The sequence below is a fragment of the Azospirillum soli genome, assembly GCF_017876165.1.
In the GTDB taxonomy this organism is placed as follows: Bacteria; Pseudomonadota; Alphaproteobacteria; order Azospirillales; family Azospirillaceae; genus Azospirillum; species Azospirillum soli.
The window spans coordinates 434646-453870 of the sequence record NZ_JAGINQ010000001.1; the positions used below are offsets into that span (position 1 = coordinate 434646).

The window sequence follows — 19225 nt, forward strand, 5'->3', positions numbered from 1 at the left end:
CCCGACAAGAAAAAGCATCCAGGGAGAGAGATATGGACACCGCCGCAGGAACCGCCGGCCAGCCCTTCGCGCCGCCGCTGCCGCAGGACGTGACGGTCAACCCGATCCGCTCCGCCGCCGACTGGCAGGCCCAGCGCGCCGCCTGCGAGGCTGATCCCGGCGCTTTCCACGGCGCCGTCGCGGCGGAGACGATCCACTGGTTCGACGGCGCCTCCTGGCTGATGCGCGAGAGCGACGGCGTGTGGCGCGGCTGGAACGCCGCGACCGGCGAACCCGCCGAGCGGCACGACTGGACTCCCTGGGCCCAGGCCTTCGACGGCTCCGAGGCCCCCTTCTACCGCTGGTTTGTCGGCGCCCGCACCAACGCCGCCTTCAACGAGGTGGACCGCCACGTCCTGTCCGGCCATGGGTCGGAGGTCGCCTACTGGTACGAGGGCGACCGCTGGGACGCGGCGGCCAACAACGGGCGTGGCGGCCCGGTGCACCACATCACCCTGACCCGCCGCGAGCTGCTGATCCGCTCCGCCCTTGCCGCGCAAGCCCTGAAGGACCTCGGCCTGTCGCAAGGCGACCGCATCGCGCTGAACATGCCCAACATCCTCGACCAGATCGTCTGGACCGAGGGGGCGAAGCGGCTGGGCGTTATCTATACCGCCGTGTTCGGCGGCTTTTCCGACAAGACGCTCTCCGACCGCATCGAGAACGCGGGCGCCCGCGTCGTCATCACCGCCGACGGCGCCAGCCGCAACGCCGAGGTTGCCGCTTTCAAGGAGGCCTACACCGACCCCGCGCTCGACCGTTTCGTCGCACTCCCCGACGCGCTGCGCATCACTGAAGACGTGCTGCGCGCCAAGCTGAACTCCACCGCCCTCCTGGACTCCGTCCGCACTGGCCTGGAAGGTGAAATCACCGTCGCCCCCGCCGACGTGATGCGCGAGCTCGGCAAGGCGCTGGACCGCGCCGGCACCCTCGACGCCGCCACCGTCGCCGACCTGCGCGCCAGCGTCGCCGAGGCGCTGACCGCCGCCCCGCCGCGCGTTGAAAAGGTCATCGTCGTCCGCCACGTCGGCCTCCCCGACATCGCTTGGACACCAGGGCGCGACGTGTGGGCACACGACCTCTTTGCGAAGGCCGAGGAAACCCTCTGCCGCAACGCCGGGGTCCCCAACCTGGAAGCCCTGCGCGCGCTCGACGACCGCGCCCTCTACGCCGCCATCGCCAAATCGGTCCCGGCCGCCCCCGTGGACGCCGAATACCCGCTGTTCATCATCTACACGTCGGGTTCCACCGGAAAGCCGAAGGGCGTCGTGCACGTCCATGGCGGCTACGTCGCCGGCCTCGCCCACACCATGAAGGTCAGCTTCGACGCGCTTCCCGGCCGCGACGTGATCTACGTGGTCGCCGATCCCGGCTGGATCACCGGCCAGAGCTATCTCATCACCGCCAGCCTTGCCGCCCGCATCCCCGGCATCGTGACGGAGGGCGCGCCCGTCTTCCCAAATGCGGGCCGCTTCGCCTCGATCATCGAGCGGCACAAGGTGACCATCTTCAAGGCGGGCGTGACCTTCCTGAAGACGGTCATGACCCACCCGGAAAACCGCGCCGACGTGGAGCGCTACGACCGCTCCACGCTCCGCGTCGCCACCTTCTGCGCCGAGCCGACCAGCCCCGCCGTGCAGGCCTTCGGCATGGCGGTGATGACGCCGCAATACATCAACTCCTATTGGGCGACGGAGCACGGCGGCATCGTCTGGACCCACCCCTACGGCAACCCCGACCAGCCGCTCCGCGCCGACGCCCACACCTATCCCTTGCCGTGGGTCTTGGGCGACGTGTGGGTTCCCGAGGGCGAGTCTGACGACGCCGGCCGCGTCGCCTACCGCTCCGCCGACCTCGACGAAAAGGGCGAGATCGTCGTCACCGCGCCCTATCCTTACCTGACCCGCACCATCTGGGGCGACGCGGAGGCCATCGGCACGCCCGGCTGGAAGGGCGACTTCGACCGCTTCAAAAAGACCTATTTCGGCCGTTTCAAAGATTCGAGCGGCGCTCCGGTCTGGGCCTATCTGCAAGGCGACTTCGCGCGCAAATACGCGGACGGCAGCTTCAGCCTGCACGGCCGCTCCGACGACGTGATCAACGTCTCCGGCCACCGCATGGGGACGGAGGAGATCGAGGGCGCCATCCTCCGCGACAAGCAGATCAACCCGGACAGCTCGGTCGGCAACGTCATTGTGGTCGGCGCCCCCCACCGCGAAAAGGGCCTGACCCCCGTCGCCTTCGTCCTGCCCGCCAAGGGGCGCGACCTGACGGCCGACGACGAGCGTCGCCTGAAGGACCTCGTCCGGCAGGAAAAGGGCGCGGTCGCCGTGCCCTCCGACATTCTGGTCGTGCCCGCCTTCCCGGAAACCCGCTCCGGCAAATACATGCGCCGTTTCCTGACGGCGATGATGAACGACGAACCGCTGGGCGACACCTCGACGCTGCGCAACCCGGAGTGCCTGACCGACCTCGCCGCCCGCATCGACGCCTGGAAGCGCGGCCAACAGCGCGCCGAGGAACAGACCCTTCTGGAGCGCCAGCGCTTCCTGTCCATCCAGTACGACACCCTGGCGGACGGCGTGCGCATGGCGACCGTGACCATCGACAACCCGCCGGTGAACGCGCTCTCCGACCGCCTGCTGGACGAGCTGGACACGACCATCGCCCACCTCGGCCGCCGCAAGGACATCCGCGCCGTGGTCATCACCGGAACCGGCCGCAACTTCGTGGCCGGCGCCGATATCCGCCAGCTTCTCGACGAGGTGCAGGACGAGGACGAGGCCCGCGCCCTGCCCGCCAAGGCGCACGCCGTTTTCCGTGCCATCGAGGCGCTGGACAAGCCGGTGATCGCCGCGATCCGGGGCGTCGCCCTCGGCGGCGGCTGCGAGCTTGCCATGGCCTGCCATCTGCGCGTCGCCGACCCGCGCGCCCGCCTCGGCCAGCCGGAAATCAACCTGTTCCTGCCCCCCGGCTACGGCGGCACTCAGCGTTTGCCGCGCCTTCTGCTGCGCAAGGACCCCGAACGCGGCTACGAACGCGCGCTGGAGATTTTGTTGTCCGGCCGCCAGATCGACGCCGAAACCGCCCTGGAATTCGGCCTGATCGACCGCATCGCGCGCGGTGCCGATGACGCGCTGACCCTCGCCAAGACGCTGGCCCGCGAAGCCGCCCTGAATACCCTCTCCCCTCTGGGGAGAGGGGAGGGTGAGGGGGTTGCACGTGGCGGCATGTCCGGCAAAAGCGCACCCCCCTCACCCCAACCCTCTCCCCAGAGGGGAGAGGGAGTTGAGCGCCTGCTGGCCCAAGCCCATTCTGTCGGCCGAGGCCCCGTCGCGGACACGATCCTCTCCCTCGTGGACAAGGGGCTGCGCGACGGCTTCGACGCCGGTTCAGGGGCCGAGATCGACGCCTTCGCCCGCCTGCTCCTCGATTCCGAGCACGGCGCCAAGAAGGGCATCGCCCTGTTCCTTGAGAAGAAATCCCCGCCCCTGCCCGCGCGCCCGCGCCGCGAGTCCCGCGACGGCGTTCTGCCCATCGGCAGCCCCTTCTTCCCCGGCGCCACGCCCCTGCCCCGGTGGCAGCTGGCCCAGGCCGTCGTCCGCGACCTGGAGACCGGCGCCGCCAACCACGGCGACCCCGCCCAATCCGAAACGGAAGTCGTCGTCCCCGTCTCCGAACCCGGCCCCAACCAGGCGCTCGTCTACGTCCTCGCGTCCGAGGTAAACTACAACGACGTGTGGGCGCTGACCGGCATCCCGATCTCGCTGTTCGACGAGCATGACGAGGATGTGCACATCACCGGGTCCGGCGGCGTCGGCCTGATCGCGCGTATGGGCGAAGCCCTTCAGGCGCAGGGGCGCCTCGCGGTCGGCGACCTCGTGGCGATCTATTCCGGCGTATCCGACGTGCTGGACCCGGAGGCGGGCACCGACCCGATGTTCACCGACTTCCACATCCAGGGCTACCAGTCGCCGGACGGCAGCCACCAGCAGTTCATGCTGGCCGACGGCCCGCAGCTGTTCCACCTGCCGCCCGACCTCGCGCTGGAGGAGGCCGGCAGCTACATGCTGGCCGCCGGCACCGCCTACCGCGCGCTGTTCACGGCGCTGGACGTTCAGCCCGGCAAGCGCCTGCTGGTCGAGGGCGCGGCCGGCGGCACCGGCGCCTGGACCGTCGAATTGGCGCTCGCCCGGCGCATGAAGGTGACCGGCATGGTCTCGTCCGAACGCCGCGCCGCCGCGATCCGCGCCCGAGGGGCCGGGGCCGTGGACCGCTCCGTTGCCGAGTCCGCCTTCACCCGTATCCCCGCCGATCCCGCCCAGTGGGCGGCGTGGGAGAAGGCCGGCCAGCCCTTCATCGACGCGCTGCGCGACGAGAACGGCGGCCATCTTGTGGACTACGCGGTCAGCCACGCGGGCGAGGCGACCTTCCCCCGCACCTTCCAATCCCTCGCGGAGGGCGGCGCCCTGACCTTCTTCGGCGCCTCCAGCGGCTACCACATGACCTTCCTTGGCAAATCCGGCGCCGCCGAACCCGCCGAGATGCTGCGCCGCGCCCGCCTGCGCCCTGGCGAAGCGGTGCTGGTCTTCTACGGCGCCGGGGCGTTGGGCCTGCGCGACGACATGGCGCTGTCGGCCATCGAGGCCGCCCGCGAGTCCGGCGCCCGCATTTGCGTCGTCACCGACCACGATTCGGAACGCGATTTCGTCCTGTCGCTCGGCTACGGCGAAGCCCTCGCCGGGGCCGTCTCGCTGACCGAGATCAAGCGCCGCGTGCCGCATTTCGTCTGGCCGGACACCATGCCGGACCTGCCCGACCCGCAGCGCGAAACCGCCGCCTTCAAGGAGGCGGTGCGCCTCTTCACCGAGGAAACCTTCAAGCCGCTGGGCCAGGCGGTCGGCCGCATCCTGCGCTCCGCCGACAACCCGCGCGGCATGCCGGACGTGGTGGTGGAACGGGCGCGGCGCGACACGCTGGCGGTCTCCACCATGATCGTGAAGCCGCACACCGGCCGAGTCGTCTATTGCGGAGACATGGACGGAAAACGCTACAGCTTCTACGCGCCGCAGGTGTGGATGCGTCAGCGCCGCGTCCTGATGCCCACATCCGCCATCATCGGCACGCACCTGTCGAACGCGGCGGAGATCGCGGGGCTGAACCGCGTCATCGCGTCGGGCGCGGTGCGCGTCCCGCCGACCTATCTCGGCGCCTGGGACGAACTGCCCACCCTGCACCAAGCGATGTGGGAAAACCGCCTGCCCGAGGCGACCGGGGGTGCGGCGAAGGCGGTGGTCAACCACGCCCTGCCCGAAGCGGGCCTGAAGTCCCGCGACGAGCTGCTGATCGCCTGGGCTGGACAGATGGGAGCTGGAAAGCAGGGGGCGGGAAAGGCCGGTTAACGCGCGTAGACCTTCGGCTGGGCGAAGTTCAGATGGTCGAGAAGCTCCTTGCTGGCGCAGCCGTCAACGGGGAGCTTCGCAGCCTTCTGATAGGCGCGGATGGCGGATCGGGTGTTGGGGCCCATCTTGCCGTCCGCCTTGCCGGGCCTGAAGCCATGCTCGGCCAGCGCCGCCTGGATGCCTTCCACATAGGCGCGCTGCATGTCTGACGGCATGGAGTCGGACGGACAGGCCGCGAAGGCCGGTGCGGAGAAGGCGGTCAGCGCCAGAATGACGGCAAGAATGCTGCGGGTCATGGGGATCTCCGGTTCGATTTACGGAGATCAACACGGCAGAGGCGAAGTTCTTCCCTTGGGGATGGTTTTGCCCCCCTGCCCCTCCCCCGCTCTCGGCGGACCCTGAGGGTCCACCTGCCGCGTCAGCGTCAGCTCTGCTTGCGCGAGAGCTGACGCAGGGGAGGGAAATGGGGTGCCTTACGCCGCCGCGTCGTCGCTCTGGCCCTTGATGCGCGAGGCCAGCGCGGCTTCCAGGAACTTGTCGATGTCGCCGTCGAGAACCGACTGGCTCTGCGACGTCTCCACCTCGGTCCGCAGGTCCTTCACCATCTGGTAGGGGTGCAGGACGTAGGAGCGGATCTGGTGGCCCCAGCCGATGTCGGTCTTGGTGGCCTCCAGCGCGGCGGCCGCGTCCTCGCGGATCTTCAGCTCACGCTCGTACAGGCGGGCGCGCAGCATGTCCCACGCCTTGGCGCGGTTCTTGTGCTGCGACCGTTCCTGCTGGCAGCTCACCACGATGTTCGTCGGCAAGTGCGTGATGCGCACGGCCGAGTCCGTCTTGTTGATGTGCTGGCCGCCAGCGCCCGACGCCCGGTAGGTGTCGATGCGGCAGTCCTTTTCGTTGACCTCGATGTCGATCTTGTCGTCGATCACCGGGGAAATCGAAACAGCGGCGAAGCTGGTCTGGCGGCGCGCCTGGCTGTCGAAGGGGCTTATGCGCACCAGACGGTGCACGCCGGCCTCGGTCTTCAGCCAGCCGTAGGCGTTGTGGCCCTTGATCTGCACCGTGGCGGACTTGATGCCGGCCTCTTCGCCGGGGCTTTCTTCCAGCCACTCGGTCTTGTAGCCGTGCTGCTCGGCCCAGCGCAGGTACATGCGCAGCAGCATCTCCGCCCAGTCCTGGGCCTCGGTGCCGCCGGCGCCGGCGTTGACCTCGATGAAGCAGTCGTTGGCGTCCGCCTCGCCCGACAGCAGGCTCTCGATCTGGAGCTTACCGGCACGGTCGCGCAACGCGTAGAGCTGGGCCTCGGCATCCGCAACCACCGTCGCGTCGCCCTCGGCCTCGCCCATCTCGATCAGCTCAAGGCTGTCGGACAGGTCGCGTTCCAGCGCGCGGTAGCCGGACACGGAATTGTCCAGCTGCGTGCGCTCACGCATGATCTTCTGAGCCTTGTCGGGATCGTCCCAGAGCTTGGGGTCCTCGGCGAGGTTGTTCAGTTCGTCGAGACGACGCAGCGCGTTGTCCCAGTCAAAGATGCCTCCTCAGCAGCGCCAGCGATTCCCGTATCTCGCCGGCGGCCGCTTCGATCTCGGCCCGCATCGCGGTACCTCCTCGTCAGCCAGAGTTGATCCACAGTCCAAGGCCTTATGTAGCGAGTTACGCCCGCCGATGCACCCCCTTATTCCGCCTTGACGAAACCTCGGCCGACACCAAGCCGGTCAAGTCATATCGACATCGTCGAAGGTCAAATCCACTGTCCCCGGCCCTTCGCCTTAAACGATTTCAGCGAAAAGCATATCCGGACCGAGTAAGTCGCAATCGATCCACATGAGTACGTCGATTTCCGCACTGCGGAACTCCATTCGCGGCGGAATTGTGGCGGCGCAATCCGTGATAGCGTCACCGCCGTTCTGTGACCTTATTGGGAATCAACGCATGCATTCATCCCCGCCGCCGGCACGGAAGGACCGCCCGCCCGGCGCATGAGCAACGCCGCCTGGCAAACCCGGTTCCCCAGCTCAGTTCCCTAGGCCGGCGACGCGCCTCCAACGACAAACAGCCCCAACGACAAACGGCGGGCCTTCCAATGAACTTCACCAGTCTCGAATTCCTTTTGTTCATCACGGCTTTCACGGCGGCGTTCATGGCGCTGGCGCGCACGCGCCTGTTCACGCCGATGCTTCTGGTCGTCAGCTACGTCTTTTACGGCTACTGGGACTATCGGTTCTGCGCCTTGCTGGCGCTGACGACCGTCACCGACTTCTATTGCGGATTGCGGATCGCCGACGCGCCGAACCGCGCGACGGCCAAGATGTTCATGCACGTCAGCCTCGGTTCCAACCTTTCGATCCTGTTCTTTTTCAAATACTTCAACTTCTTCATCGACAGCGCGGAGGTGGCGCTGGCCGCCGCCGGCATCGACGTCGGGCGGCGGACGCTCGACATCATCCTGCCGGTCGGCATTTCCTTCTACGTCTTCCAGAATCTCAGCTACGCGCTCGACCTCTATCTCGGCCATCTCGACAAGCCGGAACGGTCGCTGATGCGCTACGCGACCTTCGTGGCCTTCTTTCCGCAGCTGGTCGCCGGCCCCATCGTCCGGGCGCGCGACCTGCTGCCGCAAATCCAGGACGGCCCGAAGCACGACGTGCCCTTCGCCTTCCGCTTCGCCGGGCTGGAGAAGGTGATCTGGGGCTATTTCCTGAAGATCGGCCTTGCCGACAACGCCGCCGCCGTGGTGGACGCGCGCTTCGCCCAGCCGGAGTTCTACAACGCGCTGAACCACGTTATCGGGCTGATCTGCTTTTCCTTGCAGATCTACGGCGACTTCGCGGGCTATTCGCTGATCGCCATCGGCCTGTCGCAGATCTTCGGCTACACGCTTTGCCAGAACTTCGCCCGCCCGTACTTCGCCATAGGCATGCGCGACTTCTGGCGGCGCTGGCACATGTCGCTGTCCACCTGGTTCCGCGACTACGTCTACATCCCGCTGGGCGGCAGCCGGACGCAGTGGCTGCGCGTGCGCAACATGACCATCGTGATGCTGGTCTCCGGCCTGTGGCACGGCGCCAACTGGACCTTCATTCTGTGGGGCGCCATGCACGCCGCCCTGATGGCGGCGGAGGACGCGGTGCGCTGGCTCGGCTCCAAAAGCCCTGTCCGCCTGACCGGCATTCCCCTGGCCGCCGGCCGCCTGCTCACCATTGTCGTCGTCTTCCTGCTGGTGACGCTGACCTGGCTGCCCTTCCGGGCCGACAGCATGCACACGGTCTGGACCATCCTGGGCATCATCGCCGACGCGGATTTCAGCCTGCCGCGCGGCATGCAGCAGATGAGCTACCTGATGCGCGTCGTCGTCTTCGCGGGCGTGGTGCTGATGATCGACGCCCTGATCGAGATGGGCGCCAGCCGCCGCTACGCCGGGGTGAACGTGGTCGCGCGGTCCATGGCCTGCTCGACCCTGGTCATTCTGCTGCTTCTGTTCGGCAACTTCGCCAACCGGTCCTTCATCTACTTCCAGTTCTGAGGAGCCTTCCCATGTTCCGCCTCCTGGCAGCCTTTGGCATGATCCTTGTCATGGTGGTCACCATGGACCGTGTGTTGGCATCCTCGCTGGGCGAGATGCTGCGGCATTCCTCCGACCGCTTCATGACCGTCTACCGGCAGGCCGGCCCGACGGAGAAAAACCCCGGCGAGACGATCGACGTCGTGGTGCTCGGCAACTCGCGCGCCGACAACCATTTTCCGGCGCTCGACATCCAGAACGTGACCTGCGGGAAGACGCTGAACCTCGGCATGGGCGGGGCGCCGACGACCATCGCCGACCTGCTGTGGCAGGACTATGTCGAGCGGCACGGCGCCCCGCGCCTGCTGCTGCTGGAGCCGACCAGCGTCGTCGATCCGCCCTACACCCTCGCCGACGTGCCCCTACTCTCCTACTATTCGGAGCGGGTGGACGACTTCATCCGCAAGGTCGATTACCGGATGTGGGCCTCCAACCAGGCCTTCAACACGCTGATCTTCAACAACAACCAGACAATCCGGCTGGCCATGGGCCTGCTGCGCCCGGCCGATGACCGGACGCTGAGCGGCACCATGTCGCCATTCCTGCGCCACCAGATCGAGAATCTGCCGACCGAAGCGATGGAGGGCTTCCAGCCCAATTGGGAGGCGCTGGACCGCATCATCGCGACTGCGCGGGAACACGGCACGCGGGTGGCGGTGGTCATCACCCCCTTCCATCCGGGCTACATCAAGAAGGTCAGCAACTTCGACGCCTTCTTCGAGGACCTGAAGCGCCGCCTGCCCCCGGATGTTTCCGTGATCGACGCGCGCCACGCCGTGGAGGGCGACGAGCATTTCGCCGATGCCCTCCACATCAACCAGGAAGGCGTGCGCGTCATGCTGGCGCACATCGAGGACCGGCTGCGCCCGCTCGGCAACTGTCCCGCCGACGCCATCGCCCAGCTGGGCACCCCCAACATTGAGCATGCGGCGGCCCGGCCGTAAACACGGACAAGTCCCTCTCCCGGCCCCGCCGGGAGAGGGAGTGAACGGCTCTTACCGCTTCCCGCGCTGCTTGTCCCCGGCCTCGATCTTTTCCACGTCCACCTCGGTCTTCCGCGCCGTCTCACGGACGGTTTCCTGCCGCTCCGTCGTCGTCTTGGACACCTCGACCTCCCCGATCAGGCGGGCGGCCTTGCGGACCTGGGCTTCCTCGGCGGTTTCCGTCATCTCGACGCTGGTTTCCTTGAAGGCCCGCTCCGCTTCCTCGGGGCTCAGCTCGCGGTCGGCTTCGCGGTGCCGGACGCGGACCTTTTCCTCCTCCAGCCTCACCCGCTTCTCGATCGGCTGTTCCGTCACGTGGGTGCGGGCGCGCACGCCGCCGCGAACAACCCGGCGCTTGCCGATCTGAACCCGTTCCTCGACCTCTGGAAGGGTCTTCTTTTCCCGGCCCCGCTTATCCCCCTCCTCCTCTTCCACGTCCGAATAGGCGTCCACGGCGTGGGCCTCGTTCTCTTCCAGCAGAGCGCAGATGTCCTCGGCCCGGTCGTCCTCCACCTCGACGGCGATCACCGCCGCCCCTTTGGCGACGGCCCCGGAGAAGGCTTCGCCATCCTCCTCGTCGATGCCGAGGTCCGCCAGCTTGCGCACCATGTCCTTTTGCTGGGTGTCGAACAGCTGAATGCTCCCGGCGGGACAGCCGTTCTTCGTCAACTCGCCACGGGCGCGGCGCGCCGGCTCCGGCGTCTGGTACAGTCCGATCACGGTCGTCGTCATGCGTCTTCTCCTAAGCTCGTGCTGCGGCTCGTCTCGGTCGGGCGGCGGCGGGCCTTCGGCCTCCCGTTCCACCTCGACCTCGGTTCGACGGACGTTCACGCGGTCGCGGAAGTGGTGGGTGGTCCGCTTGCGCGTCACCCGCACCTCCTCGACGAGGCGGAGGCGTTTCACCACCACCTCCTCGATCACCGGGATGACGGTGGTGTCGCCCTCCTGCCGCTCGTCCATGGGGGCGTCGATCCAGCGTCCGACCGGGACACGCTCCACCACGATCTCCACCGACTCCAGCGGTGCGTCGATCTCCTCCACCTCCTCATGGACGCGCCGGTGCACATGCACGGTCCCGGTGCGGCGGGCATGCTTCTCGATTTCGACCATTTCCTGAACGACGGGTATGACGACGCGCTTCGGCTCGGCGTCCGTGGTCATGGCGGAGTCCTCGTGGATGGCGGGAATGCAGGAGTTTGCTCGGCGTTGCGGAGCGTTAACCGCGTGCAGTCCCACCAACAGGACGGACTTCGCCCCGTTCCGCACCTGCGAACGGCAATATCGGCGCCCTGGACACCGCTATTTCGAGCGTGTCTTTAAAGGCGTCCGTCTGACCTATGCTTCGGAAATACGGATGGGCGTTGCGGGATTGCACATCATTCCCGCGCGCACTCTGTCGCCGCAGCGCACCATCGCTTGATGAGCATACGGGGCGGGACAACGAATCGGTTGTCCCGCCCTCGTCTCAATACAGCCCGCCGGTGCCGACCGTGGCCGCGGACGGCGCCGCCGGGGCGTTCGGCACCCCGAAGCCCGGAGTCGCCCCGAATCCGCCGGTCGCCGCCGACGGCTCGCCATAGCCGGAGCCGGGCACAGCACCGCCGGTCCAACCGCCCACGCCACCCGCCTGGCCCGACCCGTCGAGCACCATCTGCTGCCGGTCGGGGTTGGGCTCGGTGCCGGGAATGAAGGCCTCCCAGATCGCCTTGCGCTCGCCCGGCTGGGCCAACTGGCCGGTCTCCGGGTTCACGCGGACGAGGCGCAGGCCGCGCGGCACGCGGAACGGGGTGGCCGGCTTGTCCTTCAGCGCCTCTTCCATCACGTCCTTGAAGATCGGCACGGCAGCCGAGCCGCCCGTCTCCTTCGGCCCCAGCGAGCGCGGCTGGTCGAAGCCGATGTAGGTGCCGACCACGAGGTCCGGCGAGAAGCCGACAAACCACGCGTCCATGCTGTCGTTGGTGGTGCCCGTCTTGCCGGCCAGCGGCTTGCCGAGCGACAGCAGCTTGGTCGCCGTGCCGCGCTGCACGACGCCTTCCAGCATGGAGACCATCTGGTAGACGGTGCGCGGGTCGGCGATCTGCTCGCGCGTGTCGGCCACCGCGGGCACGGCCACCCCATCGCGCCATTCCACGCTGGTGCAGCCCTCGCACTGGCGGTTGTCGTGGCGGAAGATGGTCTTGCCGGTGCGGTCCTGGACGCGGTCGATGAAGGTCGGGACGATCTTCTTGCCGCCGTTCGCCAGCATGGCGTAGGCGGTGGTCATGCGCAGCACCGTCGTTTCGCCGGCGCCCAGCGACATCGGCAGATAGGGCTGGAGGTTGTCCACGATGCCGAACTTCTCGGTGGTGGCCTTGACCTTGTCCATGCCGATGGCCTGGGCGAGGCGCACGGTCATGACGTTGCGCGACTTCTCGATGCCGGCGCGCAGCGGGGTCGGCCCGTAGAACTCGTGGCTGTAGTTCTCCGGCCGCCAGATCGGCTGGCCGTGGCCGGGGTCATATTCGAACGGCGCGTCCATGACCAGCGAGGCCGGGGTGAAGCCCTGGTCCAGCGCCGACAGATAGACGAACGGCTTGAAGGAGGAGCCCGGCTGCCGCATCGCCTGGGTGGCGCGGTTGAACACGCTGATGTGCGGGGAGAAACCGCCGACCATGGCGAGCACGCGGCCGGTGTGCGGGTCGAGCGCGACGAGCCCGCCCTGCACCGCCGGGATCTGCCGCAGGCCATAGGTGGCGGGCGGCAGGTCCTTGCCCTTCTCGTCCTTGGCGATCGGCTCCACCAGGATGATGTCGCCCAGCTTCGCCGCGTCGGACGGCCGGCGGATCTCAGGACCGATCCGCTCGCCCTCCTTCCAGGCGCGCGCCCAGCGCAGTTCGGCCAGCGGCACGCGCCCGCGCGACCCGTCGGCCAGACCGATGTCCAGAGCGTCGGCCAGATCGTCCTTCAGCACGACGGCCAGCTTCCAGCCGTCGGCGCCCGGCGGCACCGGCATGGCGGCCAGCTTCTTCGCCCAGGTGTCGAAATTGTCCATCTTGCCGACCGGCCCGCGATAGCCGTGGCGGCGGTCGTACTGGATCAGCCCGGTGCGCAGCGCCTTGGTCGCCGCCTCCTGCATCGTCGGGTCCATGGAGGCGCGCACCGACAGGCCGCCCTCATAGAGCGCCTGCTCGCCGTACAGCTTCACCAGCTCACGCCGGATCTCCTCGGCGAAATACTCGGCGGTTACATATTCCTGCTCGTCGCGCTTGCGCACGGCCAGCGGCTTGGCCTGGGCCGCGCGGGCCTCCTCGGGCGTGATGTGCCCGTCCTCGGCCATGCGGCCGATCACCCAGTTGCGGCGCGCCATGGCGGCGTCGCGCTGGCGTTCGGGGTGATAGTTGCTGGGCGCCTTGGGCAGGGCCGCCAGATAGGCCGCCTCCTCGATGTCCAGCTCGTCCAGCGCCTTGTTGAAGTAGTTCAGCGCCGCCGCCGCCACGCCGTAGGAGCGGTAGCCGAGGAAGATCTCGTTCAGGTACAGCTCAAGAATGCGGTCCTTGGTGAAGGCGCGCTCGATGCGCACGGCCAGGATCGCTTCCTTGATCTTGCGGTGGAAGGAGACCTCGTTGGTCAGCAGCATGTTCTTGGCGACCTGCTGCGTGATGGTCGAGGCGCCGACCGGCCGGCGGTCGCTGCCGAAATTCTCCACGTTGGTCAGGATCGCGCGGGCGATGCCGATGGGATCGACGCCCTTGTGCTCGTAGAAGTTCTTGTCCTCGGCGGACAGGAAGGCGTTGATCACGCGCTTGGGCATGGCGTCGATGGGAACGAACACGCGCTTTTCCGACGCGAATTCGGCCAGCAGCCGCCCGTCGCCGGCGTGGACACGGGTGGTCACCGGCGGCTGGTAGTTGGCGAGCTTGGTGTAGTCCGGCAGGTCGCGGTCGTAATAGTCCAGCACATAGACGAGCCCCCCGGCACCGACCAGGACGAGCATCACGAGGGCCATCAGAACGGACAGAATCAGGCGCATGACAGTTCCCAAACAGGCAAGGCGGCACGCCGCCATTCCCCATCACCAAAAGCAATGGGCACCGGAACAACGGGCACCGTCCGAACGGCGGCATCCTACACCGCCGGAGCCGGCTCGCCGACTCCTTCCCAGGCATGTCAGGAAAATGTGACGCCCACAAGGCGCGCGCAAGAAGGGGGTAGCTGGTCAGCGCCCCGCGCACCCCTCCCGAACCTCAACTCCGCCGCGCAATCCCCAGCCACTTGAAGTAGGCGTCTACGCCCCGGAGCATCGCCCGCGCCAGCTTTTCGCGGTGGCCCGGCGTGTTCAGCAGGTTGGCGTCCTGCGGGCTCGACAGGTAGCCCATTTCGACCAGCGCAGACGGCAGGTCCGGCGCCGTCAGCACGGCGAAGCCCGCCTGTCGGTGCGGCTTGCTGGGGATCAGCTTAATGTCCCGGCCCAGATGTTCCAACGCCATGTTGGCGAAGCGCTTGGAGTGGTTCTTGGTGTCGCGTTGCGCCAAATCGATCAGGATGCTCGCCACAAGATCGTTCTCGGCCGACAAATCCAGCCCGGCGATGGCGTCAGCCCGGTTTTCCTTGGCGGCCAGCATTTCCGCCTCGCGGTCCGACGCCTTGTCCGACAGCGTGTAGATCGACAGGCCACGCATGCTGGTGCTGCCGATGCTGTCCGCGTGCAGCGAGAGGAACAGATCGGCATTCGACTCGCGCGCGATGGCGACGCGGTCGCGCAGGCGGACGAACACGTCCTTGTCGCGGGTCATCCGCACCCGGTAGCGGCCGGACGCCTCCAGCTGGCGCTTCAGCTCGCGCGCCATGGCCAGCGTGATGTCCTTTTCATAGACGCCACCCACGCCGACGGCGCCGGGGTCGACGCCGCCATGCCCCGGATCCAGCACGACCAGAGGCTTCTCCGGCACCGGGGCCACCTTCGGCGGAGCCGGAGGCGCCATGGGGGCGGCGACCGGAACGACGTTCGGGCGCGCAGCCGGCCCGGACGCCTCCGCCTTGGGAACCGGCGGCGCGCTCGCGGCTGCCCGCGCGACAGCCTGCGCAACCTGGGCCGCGCTCGCCCGCTCGATGTCGATCACGAAGCGCGGGTTGAAGCCGTCCCTGGCCGACAGAGTGAAGGCTTCCAGCACGCGCACCGGCCCCGTCGTCTCGAAGACCAGACGCGGCGCGCCGGTCTCGCCGGCCTCGTAGCGGTAGCGCGCGATCAGCCCCTTGCCCGCCGTCCCCTTGCCGGCCATCGCAGCACCGCCGTTCGGCCAAGCCAGTTCCGGCAGGTCCACCACGACGCGGTAGGGGTTGGCCAGCACCGACACCGAAAACGGCACCGACTCGCTGAGTTCCAGAACGAAACGGGTCTTGTCGGGGTGGATGCCCAGCCGGCTGTCCAGGACCACCGGCCGCGCCTGCGACGGCGGGGGCAACGGCAACGCGGCGGTGGTCTGCGCCAGCGCCGGCGCGAGCGGAAGCGCGGCCGCCCCCACCAGAGCGCCCACCACGGCGACGACCATCGCGAGCATTCGGGGCATCAAATCCACCAGAATCGCTTTACGGCTAAGCTAGCCTTAGCTATAGCCGAGTGAAATCAAGGCGTTCAACGGCGGTCGTGAGACGGCGGCTGAGATAAATGGCGGGGGTGCCGTTCCTGCAACACTCCCCCTGACACTGCACCGCCCGGCCCGCCGGGCAACAGGGGCATCGGACGGCCGCCATCCGGCCGACACCATCCGGTCACGGGGCAACCTTCATTTCGCCGAAATCCACCGTTGTGCAAGTTTTCGTGCTTGTCTATGGTAGCCCTGCGACATACCGCGACCCACCAGCGTTTCCCTTCGGGACCGCTGCGGCGTCGCCCTCGGATATCCCCGGCCGACATAGATCATCGGCCGCCGTTCGGGGCGTGACGCTTTTGGGTCACCGGTGATTGTGACGAAACCTCGAAGCTGGTGCCGGCCGCAAGGCCGGAACCCGGAGTCCGAAGTCCGACTCGTCCTGGCTGCTTCGTCAGCGCCGTTCGACGATGTTGGGGCCGGTTCCGCAGGCTTCGCCCACAACGATGACGCGTCCAGGCGGCTTGTACGTCGCGCGGGCGGCCCGGCTGCGTCATGGGGATCTTGTATGGCCAAGCGCATGCTGGTGGACGCCACGCACCCGGAGGAAACCCGGGTCGCCGTGGTCAATGGTAACAGACTCGAAGATCTCGACTTCGAAATCGCGACCCGGAAGCAGCTCAAGGGCAACATCTACCTTGCCAAGGTGACCCGGGTCGAGCCGTCGCTCCAGGCGGCCTTCGTGGAATACGGCGGGAACCGCCACGGCTTCCTCGCCTTCTCGGAAATCCATCCCGACTATTACCGCATCCCGGTCGCCGACCGCGAAGCGCTGCTGGCCGAGGAACGCCGGCTGGAGGAACAGGCGGAGGCCCGCGCCGAAGCCGCCGCCGACGGCGCGGTGATGGCCGAGCCGATCCGCCCCGAGCAGGTCGTCGAAGAGATGTCGCCGATGCCCTCGCCCTACGGCGAGGTGAACTTCGGCGCCGAATTTGACGGTGACGCCGACGCGGAGACCGAGAGCTACGCGCCCGTCGAAGCCTCCTACGGCGAAGAGCCGGCCGCCGACGCCGCCTCCGGGGACGCCGTGACCGGCGATGCGGACGGCGAGACCTCCGCCTACGACGCTCCGGAATCCGCGGGCTCCGACGAGGTCGTCAACGGCAGCGACGCCGCCCCGGCGGAAAACGCCGCCGATGGCCCGGACGTGATCGGCGGCGACGAGGTCGAGGAAGCCCACCGCCGCCGCCAGCGCCCGCTGCGCAGCTACAAGATCCAGGAAGTGGTCAAGCGCCGGCAGGTCATGCTGGTGCAGGTCACCAAGGAGGAGCGCGGCAACAAGGGTGCGGCGCTGACCACCTACCTCTCCCTGCCCGGCCGCTATTGCGTGCTGATGCCCAACACCGGCCGTGGCGGCGGGATTTCCCGCAAGATCACCAACCCGGCCGACCGCAAGCGCCTGAAGGAAATCCTGTCCGACCTGGACATTCCGGACGGCATGGCGGTCATCCTGCGCACGGCGGGCCTGGAACGGTCCAAGCAGGAAATAAAGCGCGACCTCGAATATCTGCTGCGCCTGTGGGACGACATCCGGGAACAGACGCTGAAGTCGTCGGCCCCCTGCCTGATCTATGAAGAGGCGAACCTCATCAAGCGCTCGATCCGCGATCTCTACGCAGACGACATTGACGAGGTGTGGGTCGAAGGCGACGCCGGCTTCCGCACCGCCAAGGACTTCATGCGGATGCTGATGCCGACGCACACCAAGCGCGTGCTTCAGTACCGCGACGAGACCATCCCGCTGTTCCACCGCTATCAGGTGGAAACGCAGATCGACGCCATCCACAGCCCGGTCGTGCAGCTGCGCTCCGGCGGCTACATCGTCATCAACCCGACCGAGGCGCTGGTCTCCATCGACGTCAACTCGGGCAAGTCGACGCGCGAGCGCAACATCGAGGAAACCGCCTACAAGACCAACCTGGAGGCCGCCGAGGAGGTGGCCCGCCAGCTGCGTCTGCGCGACCTCGCCGGCCTCATCGTGATCGATTTCATCGACATGGAGGAGCCGCGCAACAACGCGTCGGTCGAACGCCGCCTGAAGGAGGCGATGAAGAACGACCGGGCGCGCATCCAGCTCGGCCGCATCTCCGCCTTCGGCCTGCTGGAACTGTCGCGCCAGCGCCTGCGCCCGTCGCTGCTGGAGACCAACTTCGAGCGCTGCCCGCACTGCGCCGGCACCGGCGTGGTCCGCTCGGTCGAATCGGCCGCGCTGCACGTCCTGCGCGCCATCGAGGAAGAGGGCATCCGCAAGCGCTCGTCGGAGATCACGGTCCACGTGGCCGCCTCCATCGCGCTCTACATCCTGAACCAGAAGCGCTCGGAACTGATCAAGATCGAGGAGCGCTACCGCTTCCGCGTCATGGTCCAGGCCGACGACACGCTGATCGCCCCGGATCTGCGGATCGAGCGCATCAAGGCCCGCACGCCGGAGGATGACATTCCGCTGGTCAGCGCCGACCGCGTGATGGCCGAGACCGACCGCGCGCTCGCCGCCGAGCCGGAGGAGATCGAGGAGGAGACGGAGGAGGAAGCCGCCGAGGCCGAGACCGCCGAGCGCTCCGAAGCCTCGGGCGAGGGTGACGGCGACCGCCGCCGTGGCCGCCGCCGCCGCCGCCGTGGCCGTGGCCGTGACCGCGAGGAAGGCCGTCCGACCTTCGACCCGGCCGACGCCGCCGAGGGCGCCGAGGACGGTGCCGAGCTGGAAAGCGCCGAAGCCGAGGCCCCCGAGGGTGCCGACGCCGAGGGCGAGGACGAGGGTGCCGAGGAAGGCGCCGAGGCCCTGGAGAACGCCGAAGCGGGCGAGACCAACGGCGACCGCAAGAAGCGCCGTCGCGGCAAGCGTGGCGGCCGTCGCCGGACCCGCCAGCGCGAGGACGGCGTGATCGCCGAAGAAGCTGCGGCCCCGGCCGAAGCCGCTCCGGCGCCCGTCGCTCCGGCTCAGGCCGCCCCGGCTCAGGCCGCCGATGTGGAGCCGATCGACTTCGATTGGATCCTGACCGGCGAAGCCCCGGCCGCTCCGGAAAAGCAGGCCGCCGAAGCCGCCCCGGCCAAGGAGGCTCCCGCCGCCGAATCGGTTGCGGAAGCCGCTCCGGAAGCCCCGGCCAAGAAGCGTGCCGCGCCGCGCAAGCGCAAGGCCGCTGCCGAGGCTCCGGCCGAAGCCGCCCCGGCGGTTGCCGAGCCGGTCGCGGAGGTTCCGGCCGCCGCCGAGGAGGCCAAGCCGGCCAAGAAGCGTGCCGCGCCGCGCAAGCGCAAGGCCGCTGCCGAGGCTCCGGCCGAAGCCGCCCCGGCGGTTGCCGAGCCGGTCGCGGAGGCTCCGGCCGCCGCCGAGGAGGCCAAGCCGGCCAAGAAGCGCGCCGCTCCGCGCAAGCGCAAGACCGCCGCCGAGGCTCCGGCCGAAGCCGCACCCGCTCCGGCGATCAGCGAACCGGCCCCGGAACCGGTCGCGGCCGAGCCTGCGGTTGAGGAAAACGCCGCCCCTAAGGCCGCCCCGAAGGCTGCCGAGGCGGTCAACCCGCCGGCGGAAAAGCCCAAGCGCGGCTGGTGGAACCGCTAACGCGGGGTTTATGACCAAACACCGACTGGAAAAGGCGCCTCCCGGCGCCTTTTCCTTTT

General features: G+C 68.2%; 9 protein-coding genes. 4 read left to right on the top strand and 5 right to left on the bottom strand.

All coding sequences use genetic code 11. From position 1 onward, the window contains the following. Positions 1-32: 32 nt before the first annotated feature. The gene (locus J2852_RS02100) at positions 33-5441 is read left to right on the top strand and encodes an AMP-binding protein (protein ID WP_246499242.1); all 5409 of its coding nucleotides are present in this window, start codon (positions 33-35) and stop codon (positions 5439-5441) included. Here J2852_RS02100 and J2852_RS02105 read toward each other — a convergent pair. Both J2852_RS02105 and prfB read right to left on the bottom strand, forming a co-directional pair. Next, the gene (locus J2852_RS02105; RefSeq protein WP_209870153.1) at positions 5438-5737 is read right to left on the bottom strand and encodes a peptidoglycan-binding domain-containing protein; all 300 of its coding nucleotides are present in this window, start codon (positions 5735-5737) and stop codon (positions 5438-5440) included. The two genes, J2852_RS02100 and J2852_RS02105, sit on opposite strands and share 4 nt — an antisense overlap. A 177-nt stretch (positions 5738-5914) precedes the next feature. Next, positions 5915-7037 (bottom strand): peptide chain release factor 2 gene (prfB, locus tag J2852_RS02110; RefSeq protein ID WP_209870156.1). Its coding sequence is split into 2 segments (ribosomal slippage): positions 5915-6967 and positions 6969-7037, totalling 1122 coding nucleotides; the frame shifts between segments, so codons are not numbered across the junction. A gap of 487 nt (positions 7038-7524) precedes the next feature. On the opposite strand from prfB, the gene J2852_RS02115 reads away from it, so the two are divergent. Both J2852_RS02115 and J2852_RS02120 read left to right on the top strand, forming a co-directional pair. Next, positions 7525-8964, top strand: a complete 1440-nt coding sequence (locus J2852_RS02115; protein WP_209870159.1) for an MBOAT family O-acyltransferase — start codon at positions 7525-7527, stop codon at positions 8962-8964. An 11-nt stretch (positions 8965-8975) separates the two neighbouring features. Further along, positions 8976-9947, top strand: a complete 972-nt coding sequence (locus J2852_RS02120) for an SGNH/GDSL hydrolase family protein (protein WP_209870161.1) — start codon at positions 8976-8978, stop codon at positions 9945-9947. A gap of 51 nt (positions 9948-9998) precedes the next feature. On the opposite strand, the gene J2852_RS02125 is transcribed toward J2852_RS02120, so the two are convergent. From J2852_RS02125 to J2852_RS02135, 3 genes are all read right to left on the bottom strand, one after another. Then, entirely contained in the window at positions 9999-11147 is a 1149-nt protein-coding gene (locus tag J2852_RS02125) for a DUF2382 domain-containing protein (RefSeq protein ID WP_209870164.1), read from the bottom strand. Between the two features lie 304 nt (positions 11148-11451). Then, on the bottom strand, positions 11452-13995 hold the full coding sequence (locus J2852_RS02130; RefSeq protein WP_209870167.1) for a penicillin-binding protein 1A: 2544 nt from the start codon (positions 13993-13995) through the stop codon (positions 11452-11454). Between the two features lie 214 nt (positions 13996-14209). Beyond that, positions 14210-15532, bottom strand: coding sequence for an N-acetylmuramoyl-L-alanine amidase (locus tag J2852_RS02135; protein ID WP_246499243.1), 1323 nt, complete (start codon positions 15530-15532; stop codon positions 14210-14212). 589 nt (positions 15533-16121) lie between these two features. On the opposite strand from J2852_RS02135, the gene J2852_RS02140 reads away from it, so the two are divergent. Continuing rightward, positions 16122-19166 carry an Rne/Rng family ribonuclease gene (locus J2852_RS02140; protein ID WP_209870169.1) on the top strand — a complete coding sequence of 1015 codons (3045 nt, stop codon included), beginning with the start codon at positions 16122-16124 and terminating at the stop codon, positions 19164-19166. Positions 19167-19225: the final 59 nt, after the last annotated feature.